This is a genomic window from Mesorhizobium sp. ISC25 (genome assembly GCF_042295465.1).
In the GTDB taxonomy this organism is placed as follows: domain Bacteria; phylum Pseudomonadota; class Alphaproteobacteria; order Rhizobiales; family Rhizobiaceae; genus Mesorhizobium.
Window position 1 is genome coordinate 1,190,104 of the sequence record NZ_CP135441.1, and the last position, 15,119, is coordinate 1,205,222.

Sequence of the window (15,119 nt, forward strand, 5' to 3'; positions counted from 1 at the left end):
CAAAATCGTATATCGGGTCAGTTAGGTGTGCATCTCTTGCCAAATTGCTCTGTCATTCGAAACGGAGTATCGGACGGACTGAGACAGAGAAAATAGTAAAATGAATATGCTACGCCACAGACTTGCGGTGGCGCCGATGATGGATTGGACGGACCGGCACTGCCGGTTCTTCCATCGCCAGCTGACGCGCGAGGCGCTGCTCTACACCGAGATGGTGGTGGCCGATGCGGTCATCCACGGCGCACGCGAGCGGCTGCTCGGCTTCGACGACAACGAACATCCGGTGGCTCTGCAGCTCGGCGGCGCCGATCCTGGAAAGCTGGCCGAGGCGGCGCCCATCGGCGAAGCCTTCGGCTATGATGAAATCAACCTCAATGTCGGCTGCCCGTCCGACCGCGTCCAGTCGGGCACCTTCGGCGCCTGCCTGATGAAGGCGCCCGTGCTCGTCGCGGATTGCGTCGCGGCGATGAAGGCGGCGGTGAAAATACCGGTTACCGTCAAATGCCGCATCGGCGTCGATGAGCAGGATCCGGAACCGGCACTCGATTCGTTGGCCGACGGTGTTTTCGCGGCCGGCGCAGACGCGCTGTGGGTGCACGCCCGCAAGGCCTGGCTGGAAGGACTGAGCCCAAAGGAAAATCGCGACATCCCACCGCTCGACTATGGCCGCGTCTATCGGCTGAAAGCCAGAAAGAAAAACAAATTCATCGGCATCAACGGCGGCATTCAATCTCTCGCAGAGGCGCTGACGCATCTCGACCATGTCGATGGCGCCATGCTCGGCCGCGCCGCCTATCACACGCCAGGGATACTGACCGGCATCGATGCCGCGTTTTACGGCGGCACAGCTGAGCCGTTCGATTTTGCCGCACTGATCGATGCGATGGCGGATTACGCCGCACGTCATATCAAAAAGGGTGGACGGCTGGGGCATGTCACCCGGCACATGGTCGGGCTGTTTCACGGCCTGCCCGGTGCGCGCCGCTACCGGCAGATCCTCTCCACCGAGGCGACAAAGCCGGGTGCGGGACCGGAGGTGCTCAAGACGGCTTTCGCAGAGGTCGATTTCGGCAGGACCGCAGAGGCGGCCTGAGGAAAACTTAATCCCGCAAAATCATGCGGTCACCCCGTACGTCGAAACCCGATAGCGAGCCGATGAAATTCATGCCGAGCAGGCTCTGGCCGAGCGTGCCGGGTGCGGCGATCATGATGGGCATGTCCTTGCGCACGATGCCGCCGATCGACAGTTCATCGGTTCTTACGGCGGCGGCGCGTGTCATGCCGTTGGCGGTAGAGATCGGTATGGTGAAGCGGAGAGCCGCCGAATTGAACCCGACCGCCAGCGCGTCCTCGGCGGTCAGCACGGTGCTGGTCGCGCCGGTATCGACAACCGTCAGGATCGGCGTGCCGTTGATTGTGACGCGCGCTTCGAAATGGCCGTTGCCGGCCTTGTCCAGGGTGACGGTGGCATGGCCTTCGTCCACGCCCAGCGCCAGCGGACTGCCGGGAACAAGGCCAGCGGTGATGCGGCTGGCGAAATCCTGCAACTCATAGCGGTACTGATAGCCGGCGATCAGCGCCAGCACGATGGCACCCCAGGCGCCGAGGCTGCGGGCCATGGTGCCCAACGGCCTGCCCGATCTGACCAGGCCGGCGCCGACGAGCGCCGCTAAAGTGCCAAGCCAGATCAGCTGGCTGAAATCGTAATTCTCAACGCCGAATGTGCTGCCGGCGGAATCGTTGAGCATGAGCAGGAGTACACCCGCCCCGATCGCGACGATCAGAATCCACAACAGTCGGTTCATCTCTGCGGCCGGTTCACGAGAGGGCGTCGCGTTCGCGTGCCATGCGGCTGCGACGGGTTTCCCGGCGGGGGCGTCGCTCGACCGTTTCCAGCCTTGCCGGCAGCTCGGCCATGACGCTGCGGCGCGTTTGTGGGGTCATGTCGATCCAGGCGGCGATTTCCTCGCGCGTGCGCCCGCAACCGAAACAGAAGCCGGTTTTCATGTCGATCGAGCAGACCAGGATACACGGAGATTCAATGGCCGTCATAAGGATTTCCTTGGCTAGCCTCCACATGGTGCAACGACAAAGTCAATGCAAGCCCTCCGGGATGCGCCGCCAACGGGTGCTTTCGCGTCAATACCGCCAAGTTGTACCAGGCCTGGAGGTTGTGCCGGCTTGAGGTTGTGCCGGCTGGCCAAGGCGGCTATGCCGCTCACCAATTCACACGGACGATCGCCATCGACATGACCAGCGCGCTGCCTTTCGACGATTTTCGCGACCTCCTGGTGAGCCTGCCGCCGGCAGATATGGCGGCCAACGCCCGCGTGCGCCAGCTGTTTGCCAGGGCAGACAAGCCCAAAGGCTCGCTCGGCCGCATCGAGGACATCGCCGCATGGCTCGCCGGCTGGAGCGGTCGCGCGCCGCCGGCGGTGACGCGACCATTGGTGGCAATCTTTGCCGGCAATCATGGCGTCACCCGCCACGGCATTTCGCCGCGCCCCGCCGCCGCCACGGCAAATGCAGTCGAGCTCTGCGCCGCCGGCGGTGCAGCGATCAACCAGATCTGCATCGCTCACGATCTCGGCTTGAAGGTGTTCGATCTGGCTCTGCACATCCCGACAGCCGACATCACCGAGGATGCGGCACTGGACGAGCGCGGTTGCGCCGCCACCATGGCCTTCGGCATGGAAGCGATTGCCGGCGGCACCGACCTGCTTTGCCTTGGCGACCTCGGCGTCGGCAATTCGACTGTCGCCGCGGCTCTTTGCACGGCACTGTTCGGCGGCACCGGCGCCGACTGGGTTGGCCCTGGATCAGGGGCGGACGCGGCGATGCAGAGGCGCAAGGCGGAGGTGGTCGATGCCGCGGTCGCGTTTCACGGCCCGAGCCTCAAGGACCCGCTGGAAGCGCTGCGCCGGGTCGGCGGGCGGGAATTCGCCGCGATCTGCGGCGCCATTCTGGCGGCGCGGATGCAGAAGATCCCGGTGCTGCTCGATGGGTTTGCGGTGACTGCGGCCGCTGGTGTTCTACATACCGCCAACCCCGCCGCGCTCGATCATTGTCTCCTCGCAAGCCTGTCGCCGGAGCCTGGCCATGCCAAGGCCGCCGAGCGCCTCGGCCTTCGCCCGTTGCTCGCACTGGACATTGGTCAAGGCGAGGGGGTAGGGGCGGCTCTTGCCGCCGGCCTGGTCAAGGCGGCCGCGCTGACCAGCTCCGGCATGGCAGCCGCGGTCCGCGGTTAAGCATTCAGCGCCGGCGCGAAGCAACCGCCTTGGTCGGCAGCGCCGGCAGTTCCTCCATCACCCGGCTCAGCGGGAAGATGGCGATCGCCTCGGTGCCTTCGCGCAGCCTGGAATGGAGCTGGAATTCGCCGCCATGCATGGCCAGCAGGCCTTGCACGATCGGCAGGCCAAGCCCGGTGCCCTGTTCGGCGCTCTTGATGGCGATCGAGCCCTGGCCGAAGGCCGAGAGCACGATCGGAATCTCGTCTTCCGGTATGCCCGGCCCATTGTCCTTGACGGAGAGATATTGCCCGCCGCCCGCCGTCCAGCCGACGCGCACGCGGATTTCGCCGCCGGTGGCAGTGAACTTGATGGCATTGGACAAGAGGTTGAGCGCAATCTGCCGCACCGCGCGTTCGTCGGCGAACAAACGCGGCAACGCGTTTTCGAAATCCTGGACGATGCGGATGTCCTTGTTGCGCGCCTTCAGCTCCATCATGTGGCAGCAATCCTCGACGACCGAGAGCAGCATCATCGGCTCCTCGTTGAGCTGGTAGCGGCCCGCTTCGATGCGCGACAAATCGAGAATTTCGTTGATCAGGTCGAGCAGATGCTGTCCGGAGTCATGCACGTCACGGGCATAGTCGCGATAGGTCGGGTTGCTCATCGGGCCGAGCACCTCGTTAGCCATCACTTCGGAAAAGCCGAGAATGGCGTTGAGCGGCGTGCGCAGTTCGTGGCTCATCGAGGCCAGGAAACGCGATTTCGCCAGATTGGCGTCTTCCGCCCGCCGCCGTGCCTCGTCCGACATCGATTTCGCCGTCTCCAGTTCGGCGATCAGCGCATCCTTTTCGGAGCGGAACGAAAGCAGCATCAGCGAGGAACGGTTGAGCTGGCGCGCCACATAGGCGAAGAAAGGCAGCGACACGATCAGCAAACCGGCCATGATCACTTCGATCGGCATCCATAATTTCGCACTGGCATAGGCATAGATGGCGACCGGGAGGGCGAAGGTCGCCAACAGCGCACCGCGCAGGGACGATGCCAGGATCGCGGTTGCCGACATGGCGAGCAGCAGCACCACCGCCTTGGCGACCTGGAACTGATCGATTTGGCAAGTTTCGCAGCCGAGCCATGCGAACCAGGCCCAGCCAAGCCCGCAAAGAAAATGGCCGATCAGGAAATCCCTATGCGTCTCCAGCGGGTTGAGCTCGGACGCTTGAGTGACGCGTCTCGCCATGAATGCAACGATGGTATAGCAGATGAATGTGAACAGCGCCCAGACGCCGATCTCCTTGCCGACGCCCGCGAGCAAGCCTGCCGCGGCCGTTGCCAGAACGAGCAGCGGGATGACGATCACGCCGCCGGTCATCGAAAGCGCGTGGAGCTTCAACAGCTCGCGGTCGAAGTCGGGATTTCCGGCTTGCTGCGAAAGACGGTCGCGCGTCTTGCGGACCGCGCGCGCGACATCGCTGTTGCGATGGCGTTTCCTGCGGTCCACAATAAACTTGTCCGCCGTGGTCGAGCGTTGCAGGGGCATGAAGTCTTCAATTTACGCGGGCAGCAATTTCAAATCGTTAAGCTACGTTCGAATGATTAACCAACGGTTTGCCATATGAGCCGTTCGTGGTCGCGATGGCCGCGCCAGCGATACTATGCGCCGCGTCCGCGAAGCCTGTGGCGCAGGCTGATGGACTATGGGCTGACACTCATCGTGCTCGGCCTGCTGATCCTCCTGGCGGCGCGCCTCGACCGGGTGGAGACGCGCAAGACGGAGGGCGCGGCTATTGTCAACGACGGCGATAGCATCACCCTCGGCAGCGAGCGCATCCGCATGCGTGGCATCGACGCGCCGGAATATTCGCAGATCTGCCGCAAGGACGGTGCCGATTATCCCTGCGGCAAGCTGGCGCGGCAGTCCCTGGTGCGGTTGATAGCCGGCAAAGCCGTCTCCTGCAGCGGCTGGCAGCGCGACCGCTACGGCAGGCTGCTCGGCGACTGCAAGGTCGGCGGCAAGGATCTCAACCGCGCGCAGGTCGAGGCCGGCTGGGCGGTCGCCTTTGGCGATTTCGAGACCGAGGAAGCTGCTGCGCGCGCGGGCAAAGCCGGCATCTGGGCCGGAACTTTCGACGAGCCGAAGAACTGGCGCGAGAGCCACGGCCACGAGCTGGTCGAAAGAAAGCACGGCACCTTGGCGTCGATCGGCGATGCCTTGCGCGAAATTTTTCGCTTCTGGTGAGTTGTGCCTATAGTTCGTCGGGACGGACGAGGAGGATGGAGATGAAGCTGTTCGACGGCGGGCGCGCGCCCAATCCACGTCGGGTTCGGATTTTTCTGGCCGAAAAGGGACTTCAGGTTCCGCTGGTGCCCGTCGACATGGGCGCGCTGGAGCACAAAGAGCAGCCGGTCAGCTCGCGCAATCCGCTGAAGCGTCTGCCGGTGCTCGAGCTCGATGATGGCATCATCATCACCGAATCCGTCGCAATCTGTCGTTACTTCGAGGAACTGCACCCCGAGCCGGCTTTGTTCGGGCGTGGCGCGCTCGGCAAGGCGATCGTCGAGATGTGGCAAAGGCGTGTGGAGTTCAATCTGTTCGGCTGCGTCGCCGCGGCGTTCCGGCATATCCACCCCGCAATGAGGGAATGGGAGATCCCGCAAATCCCCGAATGGGGCGAGGCCAATAAGCCGAAGGCGATCGAATTCCTGAGATTTCTGGACGCTGAGCTCGCCGGCAGGGAATTCGTCGCCGGCGATGCCTATTCGATCGCCGACATCACCGGGTTGGTCGCCATCGACTTCATGAAGCCGGCTCGCATCAAGGTACCCGAAGAGTGCACCAACGTGCTGCGCTGGTATCGAGAAATCTCCAGCCGGCCGAGTGCCGCCGCCTGACAATGAGTTCCGAATGAGCGAAGAGCTGGAAGCCCTGGCGGCGAGGGTACGCGCCTGCCGCATCTGCGTCGATAACCCGGCCGGCAGGCCGTTGCCGCACCAGCCGCGTCCGGTGCTCAGGCCATCCTCGAGCGCGCGCATCCTGATCGCCAGCCAGGCGCCGGGCACCAAGGTCCACGTGTCAGGTATGCCATTCACCGACGCCTCCGGCGACCGGCTGCGAAGCTGGCTGGGCGTCGGCAGCGAGGAATTCTATGACACGGACAAGTTTGCCATCGTGCCGATGGGCTTTTGCTTTCCCGGTCAGGACGCCAAGGGCGCCGACCTGCCGCCGCGCCGCGAATGTGCGCCGGCATGGCGCGCATCGCTGATGGCGCTGATGCCGCAAGTCGATCTGGTGCTGACGATCGGCATCTACGCGCAAAGCTGGCATATGGGCGCGGCGCGCCGTCCCTCGCTGACGGAAACGGTCATGGACTGGCGCGCCATCTGGGCAACGCCGACCGACCCGAAAGTCCTGCCGCTGCCGCACCCGTCCTGGCGCAACACTGGTTGGCTGAAGCGCAATCCATGGTTTGAAATGGATTTGCTGCCCTTTCTGAGATCGGAAATCCGCTATCGCCTCGGCTAGGCATTCAGCAAGAAATCACTCGCTTTTGCGCTATTCAACAGAATTTCTTTCTTGTAATAGGCTTGAGCAAGAGGGAATATGGTAATCCATTCCTCGAAGCGCGCCGCGCATGAGGGGACGCGCGTTAAATTCTTGTTTTTATGCATGTCGTTGTGCCAAGGCCGCTGCGCACTTTGGACGACTTGCATCAGGGGAGCACCCAATGGACCGCCTCGATAGAAAAATCCTCCGCCTCCTGCAGGAGGATGCGACGCTTGCAGTCGCCGACGTCGCCAAGAAGGTCGGCCTGTCGACGACGCCGTGCTGGCGGCGCATCCAGAAGCTCGAGGAAGAGGGCGTCATCAAGCGCCGCGTCGCCATCCTCGATCATGAAAAGGTCAATGTGCGGGTCACGGTGTTCGTCTCGATCCGCACCAATTCGCACAGCCATGAATGGCTGCGGCGCTTTTCGGAGGTTATCCAGGAATTTCCCGAAGTGGTCGAATTCTACCGCATGAGTGGCGACGTCGACTATCTCTTGCGCGTCGTGGTGCCTGACATCGCCGCCTACGACGCCTTCTACAAGCGCCTGATCGCCAAGATCGAGATCCGCGACGTGTCGTCTTCCTTCGCCATGGAGCAGATCAAATACACGACCGAGATGCCGCTGGATTACATGATGCTCGACAAGGAGTCCGGCGCCAACGCCGCCTGAGATTCTTCTGTTTAGTTTTTCTTTTTGTTCAGGAAAGTCCAGGGCGAGTTGACCGGCAGCGTGATCGTGTCCGGCACCGTGACGACGTTGACCACCTCGGCCTTGCGCACAGTGTAACCCGACTGGATGACGCTGACGCCGTCAAGAATGAAAAGCTGGCTCTTCTCCATACCCGGTTTCAAGGCGCCGGTCACCGAAACCGGCTGGTAGGCCTCGGACATCCTGTAAGGGTGGGCCGGCGTGACGAGGACGATCTGGTTGGGCGGCGGCGTCGGCATGTGGCTGCAGGCTCCCGTCCACGGCACCAGCAGGAATTGGTAGACGAGGTCGCCGTCGCGGTCGACTGGCAGCGCATAGCCCACGAGCTGCACGGTCTTGTCCTGCAGGTTGAGTGAGAGCGTCTCGCCATGATCCGGCATTTTGGCCGCGATCATCGGCAGCCCGACGCTCTCGGCAGCCGCCTGGCTCGCCGGGCGCAGATCCTTCCAGAAAATATACATCGCCCCGGCGCAAGCGTTGCCTGCGACAACAGACGCGAACACCGCGACTGCCAGCGTCGCGCCTGATTTGAGACGATTTTTCATCGCTGCTCCACCGCTGAGCCTTGATCTGCGGCCTATGCCAGCAAGTAAAGCTGCCGCTGTCGCCAAGGTCAACGTTCAAGCCGCATGACATGCCGGCGTGAGCCGGTCATGCCGATCTCGCGAAAGCCGCGGGCGACGAACATGTCGCGAAAACCCATGAAGCTGTAGCTCGGTGACGCCTTGTCGACGGGATAAGCTTCGATCGTCTTGGCGCTTTCGGCAAAGGCGTGATCGATGGCCGCGTCGAGCAATGCGCTTGCCAGCCCGCCGCCGCGCAACGCTCTCGGCACATAGAAGCAGACGATCGACCAGATGCCCATCTCGCTATCGTCCTGCTGCCGTGACAGCTTGCGGTAGGTCTCGCGCGGCGCGACCGAGCACCAGCCGACGATCCGGCCATCGATCTGCGCGACAATGCCCACCGGCGTGCCGGTATCGATCAGCGCCATCATCGCGCGTTTCCTCTCGTCGTTTCCGACATGCTCGCGGCGGTCGAGATTGCGCCAGGCCATACACCAGCAGTATTTCGGCCCGCCGGGTTGCTCGAACAGGTTTTCGAAATCGGCGCGCGTCGATTGCGTCACCTCAGTGAAGCGCACTTCGCTCAGGTCAAGCTTTTCTGGCGGCGAGCCGCTCGAGCGTCTTGGCATCGGAAAGTTCCCTCACGGCGTCCTTGCCGATCCAGCGCGCAGTCCTGTCTGTCGAGGTCGCCAGTTTTTGCGCCACGGCAAGGGCAGGGCCGTGCAAATTCATCGATCGCTTGCCGATCGAACGAAGCGCCCAGTTCACGGCCTTCTTCACGAAATTGCGGCCGTCGGTCGCATGCGCTTCGATGATCGGCAGGAATTCGAGGAAGGTCGTCTCGGGTTCCTTCTTCCGGTGAACCACCGACCAAGCCATCATCGCAAAAGCCGTGCGTCGAACGAATTCCCGTTCGTCGACCGCGAATTCGGCGATCAATTCCTTCCAGCAATCCGTATCGACAAAGAGATCGGAGACCCCATCGACGATATCCCAGGAATCGAAAGTCGCCGCCCATCGTCTTGCATCCGCGGCGGAGAACCGCTCCGGATCGGCGGTGACGGAGGCAATGAACTGCGCCTCCATGATGCCTGTCTGCCAAAGCTCGAAGGCACGCTCATGGTTGCGCTTGATTTTCCTGGCAATCTGCCGCTGCACGCCATGCGAGATACCGAGCGCACGTTCGATCTTGATGCCGTAGCGCAGCATGCCAAGTCGATTTTCCTCCGAGGCGATCGAGCGCAGATGAGCGACGATTTCATCGACCCTGGATTGAGGCGAAAGCTCGTCCACGGCGAACCTACTTCTCCAGCCTTGCCAGCAGCGAGGAGGTGTCCCAGCGCTTGCCGCCCATCGCCTGCACGTCCTTGTAGAACTGGTCGACAAGTGCCGTCACCGGCAGTTTGGCGCCGTTGCGGTCGGCCTCGGCGAGGCAGATGCCAAGATCCTTGCGCATCCAGTCGACGGCGAAGCCGAAATCGTATTTGCCGGCATTCATCGTCTTGTGGCGGTTCTCCATCTGCCAGGATCCGGCCGCGCCCTTGGAAATCACGTCTATGACCTTTTCGATGTCGAGCCCAGCCTGCTTGCCGAAATGGATGCCCTCGGCCAGGCCCTGAACGAGGCCGGCGATGCAGATCTGGTTGATCATCTTGGTTAGCTGGCCAGCCCCGGCCGGTCCCATCAATCCGACCATGCGGGCATAAGCATCTATGACTGGCTTGGCCCTGTCGAAGGCGTCGGGCTCGCCGCCGACCATCACGGTCAGCATGCCGTTCTCGGCGCCTGCCTGACCGCCGGAGACCGGGGCGTCGAGGAACGAAAACCCGATCGCTTGCGCCTGCTGCGCCAGTTCGCGCGCGACCTCCGCCGATGCCGTGGTGTTGTCGACGAAGATGGCGCCCGTCTTCATGGAATTGAAGGCACCTCCGGCGCCGGTCGTCACCGAGCGCAGATCGTCGTCATTGCCGACGCAGGAAAAGACGAAGTCCTTGCCCTCGGCCGCCTCCGCTGGCGTCGCGGCGAAGCTGCCGCCGTGCTGGGCAGTCCACTGCTCGGCCTTGGCCCTGGTGCGGTTGTAGACGGTGACGTCGTGACCACCTTTGTTCTTGAGATGCCCGGCCATCGGATAGCCCATGACGCCAAGACCAAGAAATGCCACCGAAGCCATGTTTTCGAATCCCTTGGAAACCTGCTTTGCGGTTTTCTTACCGGATCAGGCAAGGCGATGGGAGTCAGCGGTGCAGATGGATGGTGATGCGCCGTTCGATCCACTCGACGCCGTGGCGCAACATCTCGACAATGATCAGGTAGACGATCGCCGCCCAGATAAAGGACTGGAAGTCGAAAGTGCGCGCATAGGTTAGCTTTGTAATACCCATCAAATCGTAGACCGTGATGATGGCGACGATTGCCGAGCCCTTGATCATCAGGATGATTTCGTTGCCATAGGGGCGCAGGGCCACAATCAGCGCCTGCGGCAGGATGATTTTCCACATCGTCTGCAGTTTGTGCAGGCCGAGCGAGGCAGCACCTTCCCATTGTCCCCTCGGCACGCTCTCGATCGCGCCACGCAAGATCTCGGCCTGGTAGGCGGCCGTATTCAGCGAAAAGGCGAAGATCGCGCAGTTGAACGCTTCGCGGAAGAAGCCCCATAGGCCGACCATCTCGAGCTCCTGCCGGAAGGAGCCCAACCCGTAGTAGATCAGGAATGTCTGCGCCAACAACGGCGTGCCGCGAAAGAAATAGACATAGGCATAGGCGAGCCCCGAAAGGATCGGGTTCTTCGACATGCGTGCATAGGCGATCGGCACCGACAGGATCGCACCAAGCACAATCGAGATGGCAACCAGCAACAGGGTGATGCCAAGGCCGGATATGTAACCCGGCGCATATTTCTGGAAGAACTCCGGGTTCCACGCAGCGATGAGGTAGACGACCATGCCAATGCCGAGAGCGATCCACAGGCCGACCAGGACATGGCCGAGGATGCGTTGGCGCGACCAACCGCGTGCGGGCGGCGGCGGCCGGTCGACCTTCAGCGTGTCGGTGGCCAGGCTCATCTCTTGACCTCCCGGCCGCCGACCGCTCGTTCGATCGCGTTGATGCCGAAGGAGGAGACGATCGCCAGCAGGAGATAAATCAGGCTGGCAAAACCATAAAACAGGAAGGCATGCTTGGTGACGCGCGCGGCAACCCCGCTCTGCCGGAGGATTTCGTTGAGTCCGACCGCCGAGACGAGCGCGGTGTCCTTGAGCAGGATCAGCCAGAGATTGGCAAGTCCGGGCAACGCGATGCGGATCAACTGCGGCAGCACGATCAGCCGCATCGTCTGGCCGCTGGACAGGCCAACCGAATAGCCCCCCTCATATTGCCCTCTCGGAATGGCGCGAAAGGCGGATAAGAACACCTCGCTGGAGTAAGAGGAGAAAATAAAGCACAGCGCTATCATGCCGGCGACGAAGCTGTTGACGTCGGCGGACGTTCCGGGGCTCACCAGCCGGACAATGTACTGTAGGATCAATGGGATGCCGAAGAAGATCAGAAACAGGGTGAGCAGTTCGGGAATTCCGCGAAAAATCGTGGTGTAGATGTTCCCGGCCAGTCTCAGCGACGGCTCTTCCGACTGTTTGGCCAGCGCCACGAAAAAGCCGAGCGTCAGCCCGAAAGGCAAAGTGGCCAGCGCAAGACATACCGTGATAAACACACCCGCGGCGATGTTGTCGAGCCAGCCTTCGGGTCCCCAACTGAGAAGCGTCAGTGCGCTCTGCATCCGCCTGCCTGTTCTCCTAAGGCTCTTTGAGACCCGTACCGCATCACCCCTCGTGCGCGGCATCCTTATAAGAACGGCGGGAATCTCCCGCCGTTCACGTCCTCCTATGTCGGTCGATCAGGACTCGCCGCCATAGACGTCGAATTTGAAGTACTTGTCGTTGATTTCCTTGTACTTTCCGTTCGCGCGGATGGCGTCGATCGCCGCATTGAACTGGTTGACCAGATCGGTCTCGCCCTTGCGCACGGCAATGCCGGCGCCCGGACCGTGGATTTCGATAACCGGCTGGATTGTGCCGACCAGCTTGCAGCAGGCGCCGTCCGGCGAATCCAGCCATTGCTGCAGCACGACGACGTCGTCATTGGCGGCATCGAGCCGGCCATTGGCCAGATCGAGCTGGTATTCCTGCGCGGTCGGATACGGCTTGACGGTGCTGTCGGTATAAGTCTTGGTCGAATAGTTGAAATGCGTGGTGGACGCCTGCACGCCGATCGTCTTGCCGGCCAAATCTTCCTTGGTTACACCCTTGATGTCAGTGTCCTTGGGGGCGGCGATCGCCGGTGGCGTATTGTAATATTTGTGGGTGAAGTCGACCTTCTCGGCGCGTTCCGGCGTGATCGACATAGACGCGACGATGGCGTCGAACTTGCCTGCCTGAAGGGCTGGAATGATGCCGTCCCAGTCCTGCGCGACGAAGGTGCACTTCACCTTCATCTCGTCGCAGAGCGCCTTGGCAATGTCGATATCGAAGCCTACGAGCTGGCCGTCGGCTGTCAGATTGTTGAATGGGGGATAGGCTCCCTCGGTGCCGATCCGCAAGGTTTTTTCCTGGGCCTGGGCAACGCCAAGCGTCAGCAGCGCAGCCGATGCGGCAAGCGCGATACGCAGTGCAATACGCATAATGGTCCTCTCTGTTGGTCCCGGCCGTCGTTCCCGAACGGCTCTGTGGGCGGTGCTTTTGACCGCCCGCTGATGCGATACTCCCATTCTTTCCCAAGAAAAAGCAACTGCAAAACCGTCGCTTGAGGGAAGGTCATGTTCAGAAAGCGATGACGCTGGGTCAGACGCCTAAATTGGAAAGCAGGTGGGCGGAGACTGTCTTCTGCCGCATTCTCAGCGCGACAGGCTGGTGGCGCGCTCGATGAAGTCAGCTATCGAATTCGTGTCGTCGAGATCGAAGGCCGGCAGGTCTTCGCCGACAATGGGGAAGTCGGAGGCGATGGCGACAATGTGTGGATCGCCTGCCGAGAGCGGTGTCCGGTCCTTGGCCTCGAGCCGTCGCGTCTCGATTTTCTTGTGCGCTTCGCGCTTGTAACCCTCGACCAACACGATGTCGCACGGTGCCAGCCGTGACAGGATCGCGTCTAGCGTCGGCTCGTCCTCGCCGCGCAATTCGTGCATCAGCGCCCAGCGCCTGCCCGACACGACCGCGACCTCCATCGCTCCCGCCTGCCGGTGGCGAAAGCTGTCCGCTCCGGGTTTGTCGATGTCGAAATCATGATGGGCGTGTTTTACCGTCGACACTTTCCAGCCGCGCCGGACGAGTTCGGCTACCAGCTTTTCGGTCAATGTCGTCTTGCCGGAGTTCTTCCAGCCGGTGATGCCGAAAATACGTCTTTTCATGGCTCGATGCTCTGCAACAGATGCGCGGCCTGGGCAAGGTCGTCGGGAGTGTTGATGTTGAAGAACGGATCGATCTCGGACCCGCCGGATTTCAGGATGGGAAATTCCACCTCGACAAAACCGTTCCGGTCGATGAACGCCGCAACGCGGCGGTTGTCTTCCTCGACGAGAAATTGTCGCAAGGCCTGATCTAACCCTAGCGGCCAGAGTGCAAAGGTCGGATGCCGTTTGCCGCCGGAACAGGCGACCGCGATAGAGCCCGGGCGTGCATAGGCTGCTGCGAGCAGCCGCTCGACCATGTCCTTGGGCAGGAAAGGCGTATCGCCGGCAGCCGTGACCAGCGCCTGGCAAGTCGTGTCGGAAGCCCATTCGAGACCGGTCAGGATCCCGGCAAGCGGCCCGGCATAACCTTTGACGGTATCGGCAAGCACCGGAAGCCCCATCGCGGCAAACCGTGCTGGATCGCCATTGGCGCTAAGTGCAAGCGGTCCGACCTGCGGGCCAAGGCGCGAAACGACACGGTCGAGCAGGGTACCGTCGCCAAGCGCAAGCAGGGTCTTGTCGCCGCCGCCCATCCGGCTCGACCGGCCGCCGGCCAGAATGATCCCTGCGATATGTCGGCCCATCGTTTGCTGCCTAGACCCAATGACCAAAATCCAGTTTTCAAATCAGACGGTCGTCGACGGTCACGCCTATATGCCGTCGGGCGCCATGTCCGGTCCAGCGCTTTCGGCAGCTGTCTTTTGCCGGCCGACGATCCGTTCGCGGTAGAGTGCATAGAGGCCTGACGCGATGATGATCGAGGCACCGAGGATCATCGGCAGATCGGGGACATCGCCGAAGACTGTGAAGCCAAGCAGGATCGACCAGAGCAGGGCGGTGTAGCGGAACGGCGCGATGAAGGAGATATCGCCGACCCGCATGGCCGTGATGATGAACTGGTAGCCGATGAGCACAAGCACCGCCGCCAGCGCCAGGAACGCCGTGCTTTTTCCTGTCATCGGCGTCCAGCCGCCCATCGGCGAAAGCAGTGCCGCGCCCAGAACTGTCATGGCAAGTGCGGTGGCGGTCGACACCAGCAATGTCGGAATTGCCTGCGGTATCCGCTTGGTGGCGAGATCGCGCACCGCACAGCATGCGACGCTGGCCAGCGCCAGCAGAGAAAAGACGCTGAACCCTTCGTAGCCCGGCCGCACGATGATCAGCACGCCGGCAAAACCGACGGCAATAGCCAGCCAGCGCCGCCAGCCGACGCCCTCGTTGAACACAAGCGCGGCGCCCATCGTCACCGCCAGCGGCAGCGCCTGCAGCACGGCGGAGACATTGGCGATCGGAAGATGTGCCAGAGCAACCAGGAACGACACGGTGGCTCCGGCCTCGCTGGCGACGCGCAGCGCAACTGTCGGCTGCAGCATCGAACCTGGCCGGGCAAGCGCGCCGCGTTGCCACGCAAGCAGGCCAACGAAAAGCGAAGCGAAGGCGCCGCGGATCAGCATGACCTGCGCCATGTTCATCGATTCCGACGAGAATTTGGTGATAGCGTCGTTGAGGGTGAAACCAGCCATGGCCACCATCATGAACAACGCGCCGCGCAGATTTGGCGAAAGAGGCAAGGCGATTACCGGGTGAGTCCTGCAGCAAGCGTCTAGCAGGCACCCGCAAAACAGCAACGTCA

Annotated in this window: 18 protein-coding genes and 1 pseudogene; 6 read left to right on the forward strand and 13 right to left on the reverse strand. The window is 62.1% G+C overall.

Translation table 11 applies throughout. The features are described 5' to 3' along the window. Nucleotides 1-106: 106 nt before the first annotated feature. On the forward strand, nucleotides 107-1,093 hold the full coding sequence (gene dusA / locus RQ479_RS05820; RefSeq protein ID WP_376705874.1) for a tRNA dihydrouridine(20/20a) synthase DusA: 987 nt from the start codon (nucleotides 107-109) through the stop codon (nucleotides 1,091-1,093). A gap of 7 nt (nucleotides 1,094-1,100) precedes the next feature. Here the strand turns inward: dusA and RQ479_RS05825 are convergent, their stop codons facing one another. Next, nucleotides 1,101-1,805 (reverse strand): TIGR02281 family clan AA aspartic protease, encoded by a 705-nt coding sequence (locus RQ479_RS05825; RefSeq protein ID WP_376704409.1) that lies wholly within the window; start codon nucleotides 1,803-1,805, stop codon nucleotides 1,101-1,103. Nucleotides 1,806-1,818: 13 nt separating this feature from the next. Beyond that, on the reverse strand, nucleotides 1,819-2,052 hold the full coding sequence (locus tag RQ479_RS05830) for a DUF1289 domain-containing protein (RefSeq protein WP_031193575.1): 234 nt from the start codon (nucleotides 2,050-2,052) through the stop codon (nucleotides 1,819-1,821). Nucleotides 2,053-2,249: 197 nt separating this feature from the next. Here RQ479_RS05830 and RQ479_RS05835 point away from each other — a divergent pair, with 197 nt between their 5' ends. Next, entirely contained in the window at nucleotides 2,250-3,248 is a 999-nt protein-coding gene (locus RQ479_RS05835; protein ID WP_376705875.1) for a nicotinate-nucleotide--dimethylbenzimidazole phosphoribosyltransferase, read from the forward strand. Nucleotides 3,249-3,252: 4 nt separating this feature from the next. Here the strand turns inward: RQ479_RS05835 and RQ479_RS05840 are convergent, their stop codons facing one another. Further along, on the reverse strand, nucleotides 3,253-4,767 hold the full coding sequence (locus tag RQ479_RS05840) for a HAMP domain-containing sensor histidine kinase (protein ID WP_352466228.1): 1,515 nt from the start codon (nucleotides 4,765-4,767) through the stop codon (nucleotides 3,253-3,255). Nucleotides 4,768-4,842: 75 nt separating this feature from the next. Between RQ479_RS05840 and RQ479_RS05845 the strand changes: the two genes are divergently transcribed. From RQ479_RS05845 to RQ479_RS05860, 4 genes and pseudogenes are all read left to right on the forward strand, one after another. Continuing rightward, nucleotides 4,843-5,466 (forward strand): thermonuclease family protein, encoded by a 624-nt coding sequence (locus RQ479_RS05845; protein WP_352466227.1) that lies wholly within the window; start codon nucleotides 4,843-4,845, stop codon nucleotides 5,464-5,466. A gap of 41 nt (nucleotides 5,467-5,507) precedes the next feature. Continuing rightward, nucleotides 5,508-6,119 (forward strand): glutathione S-transferase, encoded by a 612-nt coding sequence (locus RQ479_RS05850; RefSeq protein ID WP_376704410.1) that lies wholly within the window; start codon nucleotides 5,508-5,510, stop codon nucleotides 6,117-6,119. Then, a pseudogene (locus RQ479_RS05855) lies at nucleotides 6,059-6,750 on the forward strand (uracil-DNA glycosylase family protein). The gene RQ479_RS05850 and the pseudogene RQ479_RS05855 overlap by 61 nt, the downstream one beginning before the upstream one ends. A 202-nt stretch (nucleotides 6,751-6,952) precedes the next feature. Next, the gene (locus RQ479_RS05860; RefSeq protein WP_023675006.1) at nucleotides 6,953-7,444 is read left to right on the forward strand and encodes an Lrp/AsnC family transcriptional regulator; all 492 of its coding nucleotides are present in this window, start codon (nucleotides 6,953-6,955) and stop codon (nucleotides 7,442-7,444) included. 11 nt (nucleotides 7,445-7,455) lie between these two features. Here RQ479_RS05860 and RQ479_RS05865 read toward each other — a convergent pair whose 3' ends face one another. From RQ479_RS05865 to RQ479_RS05910, 10 genes are all read right to left on the reverse strand, one after another. Then, nucleotides 7,456-8,028 (reverse strand): DUF3299 domain-containing protein, encoded by a 573-nt coding sequence (locus RQ479_RS05865; protein ID WP_376704411.1) that lies wholly within the window; start codon nucleotides 8,026-8,028, stop codon nucleotides 7,456-7,458. Between the two features lie 68 nt (nucleotides 8,029-8,096). Next, the gene (locus RQ479_RS05870) at nucleotides 8,097-8,678 is read right to left on the reverse strand and encodes a GNAT family N-acetyltransferase (protein WP_376704412.1); all 582 of its coding nucleotides are present in this window, start codon (nucleotides 8,676-8,678) and stop codon (nucleotides 8,097-8,099) included. Beyond that, nucleotides 8,638-9,342: a DNA alkylation repair protein gene (locus RQ479_RS05875; protein ID WP_376704413.1), complete on the reverse strand. Its 705-nt coding sequence runs from the start codon at nucleotides 9,340-9,342 to the stop codon at nucleotides 8,638-8,640. Before RQ479_RS05875 ends, RQ479_RS05870 begins: the two co-directional genes overlap by 41 nt. Before the next feature lie 7 nt (nucleotides 9,343-9,349). Beyond that, complete coding sequence (locus RQ479_RS05880; RefSeq protein ID WP_376704414.1) at nucleotides 9,350-10,219, reverse strand: NAD(P)-dependent oxidoreductase; 870 nt, start codon at nucleotides 10,217-10,219, stop codon at nucleotides 9,350-9,352. Between the two features lie 64 nt (nucleotides 10,220-10,283). Then, nucleotides 10,284-11,111 carry an ABC transporter permease gene (locus RQ479_RS05885; protein WP_376704415.1) on the reverse strand — a complete coding sequence of 276 codons (828 nt, stop codon included), beginning with the start codon at nucleotides 11,109-11,111 and terminating at the stop codon, nucleotides 10,284-10,286. Further along, complete coding sequence (locus RQ479_RS05890) at nucleotides 11,108-11,821, reverse strand: ABC transporter permease (RefSeq protein ID WP_376704416.1); 714 nt, start codon at nucleotides 11,819-11,821, stop codon at nucleotides 11,108-11,110. Before RQ479_RS05890 ends, RQ479_RS05885 begins: the two co-directional genes overlap by 4 nt. Before the next feature lie 117 nt (nucleotides 11,822-11,938). After that, a complete protein-coding gene (locus tag RQ479_RS05895; RefSeq protein WP_292653573.1) occupies nucleotides 11,939-12,721 on the reverse strand; it encodes an ABC transporter substrate-binding protein in 783 nt (260 codons plus the stop codon). A gap of 213 nt (nucleotides 12,722-12,934) precedes the next feature. Next, on the reverse strand, nucleotides 12,935-13,444 hold the full coding sequence (mobB, locus tag RQ479_RS05900; protein WP_023675015.1) for a molybdopterin-guanine dinucleotide biosynthesis protein B: 510 nt from the start codon (nucleotides 13,442-13,444) through the stop codon (nucleotides 12,935-12,937). Further along, on the reverse strand, nucleotides 13,441-14,070 hold the full coding sequence (mobA, locus tag RQ479_RS05905) for a molybdenum cofactor guanylyltransferase MobA (RefSeq protein WP_376704417.1): 630 nt from the start codon (nucleotides 14,068-14,070) through the stop codon (nucleotides 13,441-13,443). Before mobA ends, mobB begins: the two co-directional genes overlap by 4 nt. Nucleotides 14,071-14,136: 66 nt before the next feature. Next, the gene (locus RQ479_RS05910; RefSeq protein ID WP_376704418.1) at nucleotides 14,137-15,057 is read right to left on the reverse strand and encodes a DMT family transporter; all 921 of its coding nucleotides are present in this window, start codon (nucleotides 15,055-15,057) and stop codon (nucleotides 14,137-14,139) included. Nucleotides 15,058-15,119: the final 62 nt, after the last annotated feature.

Bases quoted from the DNA above. Each gene is read 5' to 3' on its own strand.
- dusA (WP_376705874.1), top strand. From the start codon at position 107: ATGCTACGCCACAGACTTGCGGTGGCGCCGATGATGGATTGGACGGAC.
- RQ479_RS05825 (WP_376704409.1), bottom strand. From the start codon at position 1,805: ATGAACCGACTGTTGTGGATTCTGATCGTCGCGATCGGGGCGGGTGTA.
- RQ479_RS05830 (WP_031193575.1), bottom strand. From the start codon at position 2,052: ATGACGGCCATTGAATCTCCGTGTATCCTGGTCTGCTCGATCGACATG.
- RQ479_RS05835 (WP_376705875.1), top strand. From the start codon at position 2,250: ATGACCAGCGCGCTGCCTTTCGACGATTTTCGCGACCTCCTGGTGAGC.
- RQ479_RS05840 (WP_352466228.1), bottom strand. From the start codon at position 4,767: ATGCCCCTGCAACGCTCGACCACGGCGGACAAGTTTATTGTGGACCGC.
- RQ479_RS05845 (WP_352466227.1), top strand. From the start codon at position 4,843: ATGAGCCGTTCGTGGTCGCGATGGCCGCGCCAGCGATACTATGCGCCG.
- RQ479_RS05850 (WP_376704410.1), top strand. From the start codon at position 5,508: ATGAAGCTGTTCGACGGCGGGCGCGCGCCCAATCCACGTCGGGTTCGG.
- RQ479_RS05860 (WP_023675006.1), top strand. From the start codon at position 6,953: ATGGACCGCCTCGATAGAAAAATCCTCCGCCTCCTGCAGGAGGATGCG.
- RQ479_RS05865 (WP_376704411.1), bottom strand. From the start codon at position 8,028: ATGAAAAATCGTCTCAAATCAGGCGCGACGCTGGCAGTCGCGGTGTTC.
- RQ479_RS05870 (WP_376704412.1), bottom strand. From the start codon at position 8,678: ATGCCAAGACGCTCGAGCGGCTCGCCGCCAGAAAAGCTTGACCTGAGC.
- RQ479_RS05880 (WP_376704414.1), bottom strand. From the start codon at position 10,219: ATGGCTTCGGTGGCATTTCTTGGTCTTGGCGTCATGGGCTATCCGATG.
- RQ479_RS05885 (WP_376704415.1), bottom strand. From the start codon at position 11,111: ATGAGCCTGGCCACCGACACGCTGAAGGTCGACCGGCCGCCGCCGCCC.
- RQ479_RS05890 (WP_376704416.1), bottom strand. From the start codon at position 11,821: ATGCAGAGCGCACTGACGCTTCTCAGTTGGGGACCCGAAGGCTGGCTC.
- RQ479_RS05895 (WP_292653573.1), bottom strand. From the start codon at position 12,721: ATGCGTATTGCACTGCGTATCGCGCTTGCCGCATCGGCTGCGCTGCTG.
- mobB (WP_023675015.1), bottom strand. From the start codon at position 13,444: ATGAAAAGACGTATTTTCGGCATCACCGGCTGGAAGAACTCCGGCAAG.
- mobA (WP_376704417.1), bottom strand. From the start codon at position 14,070: ATGGGCCGACATATCGCAGGGATCATTCTGGCCGGCGGCCGGTCGAGC.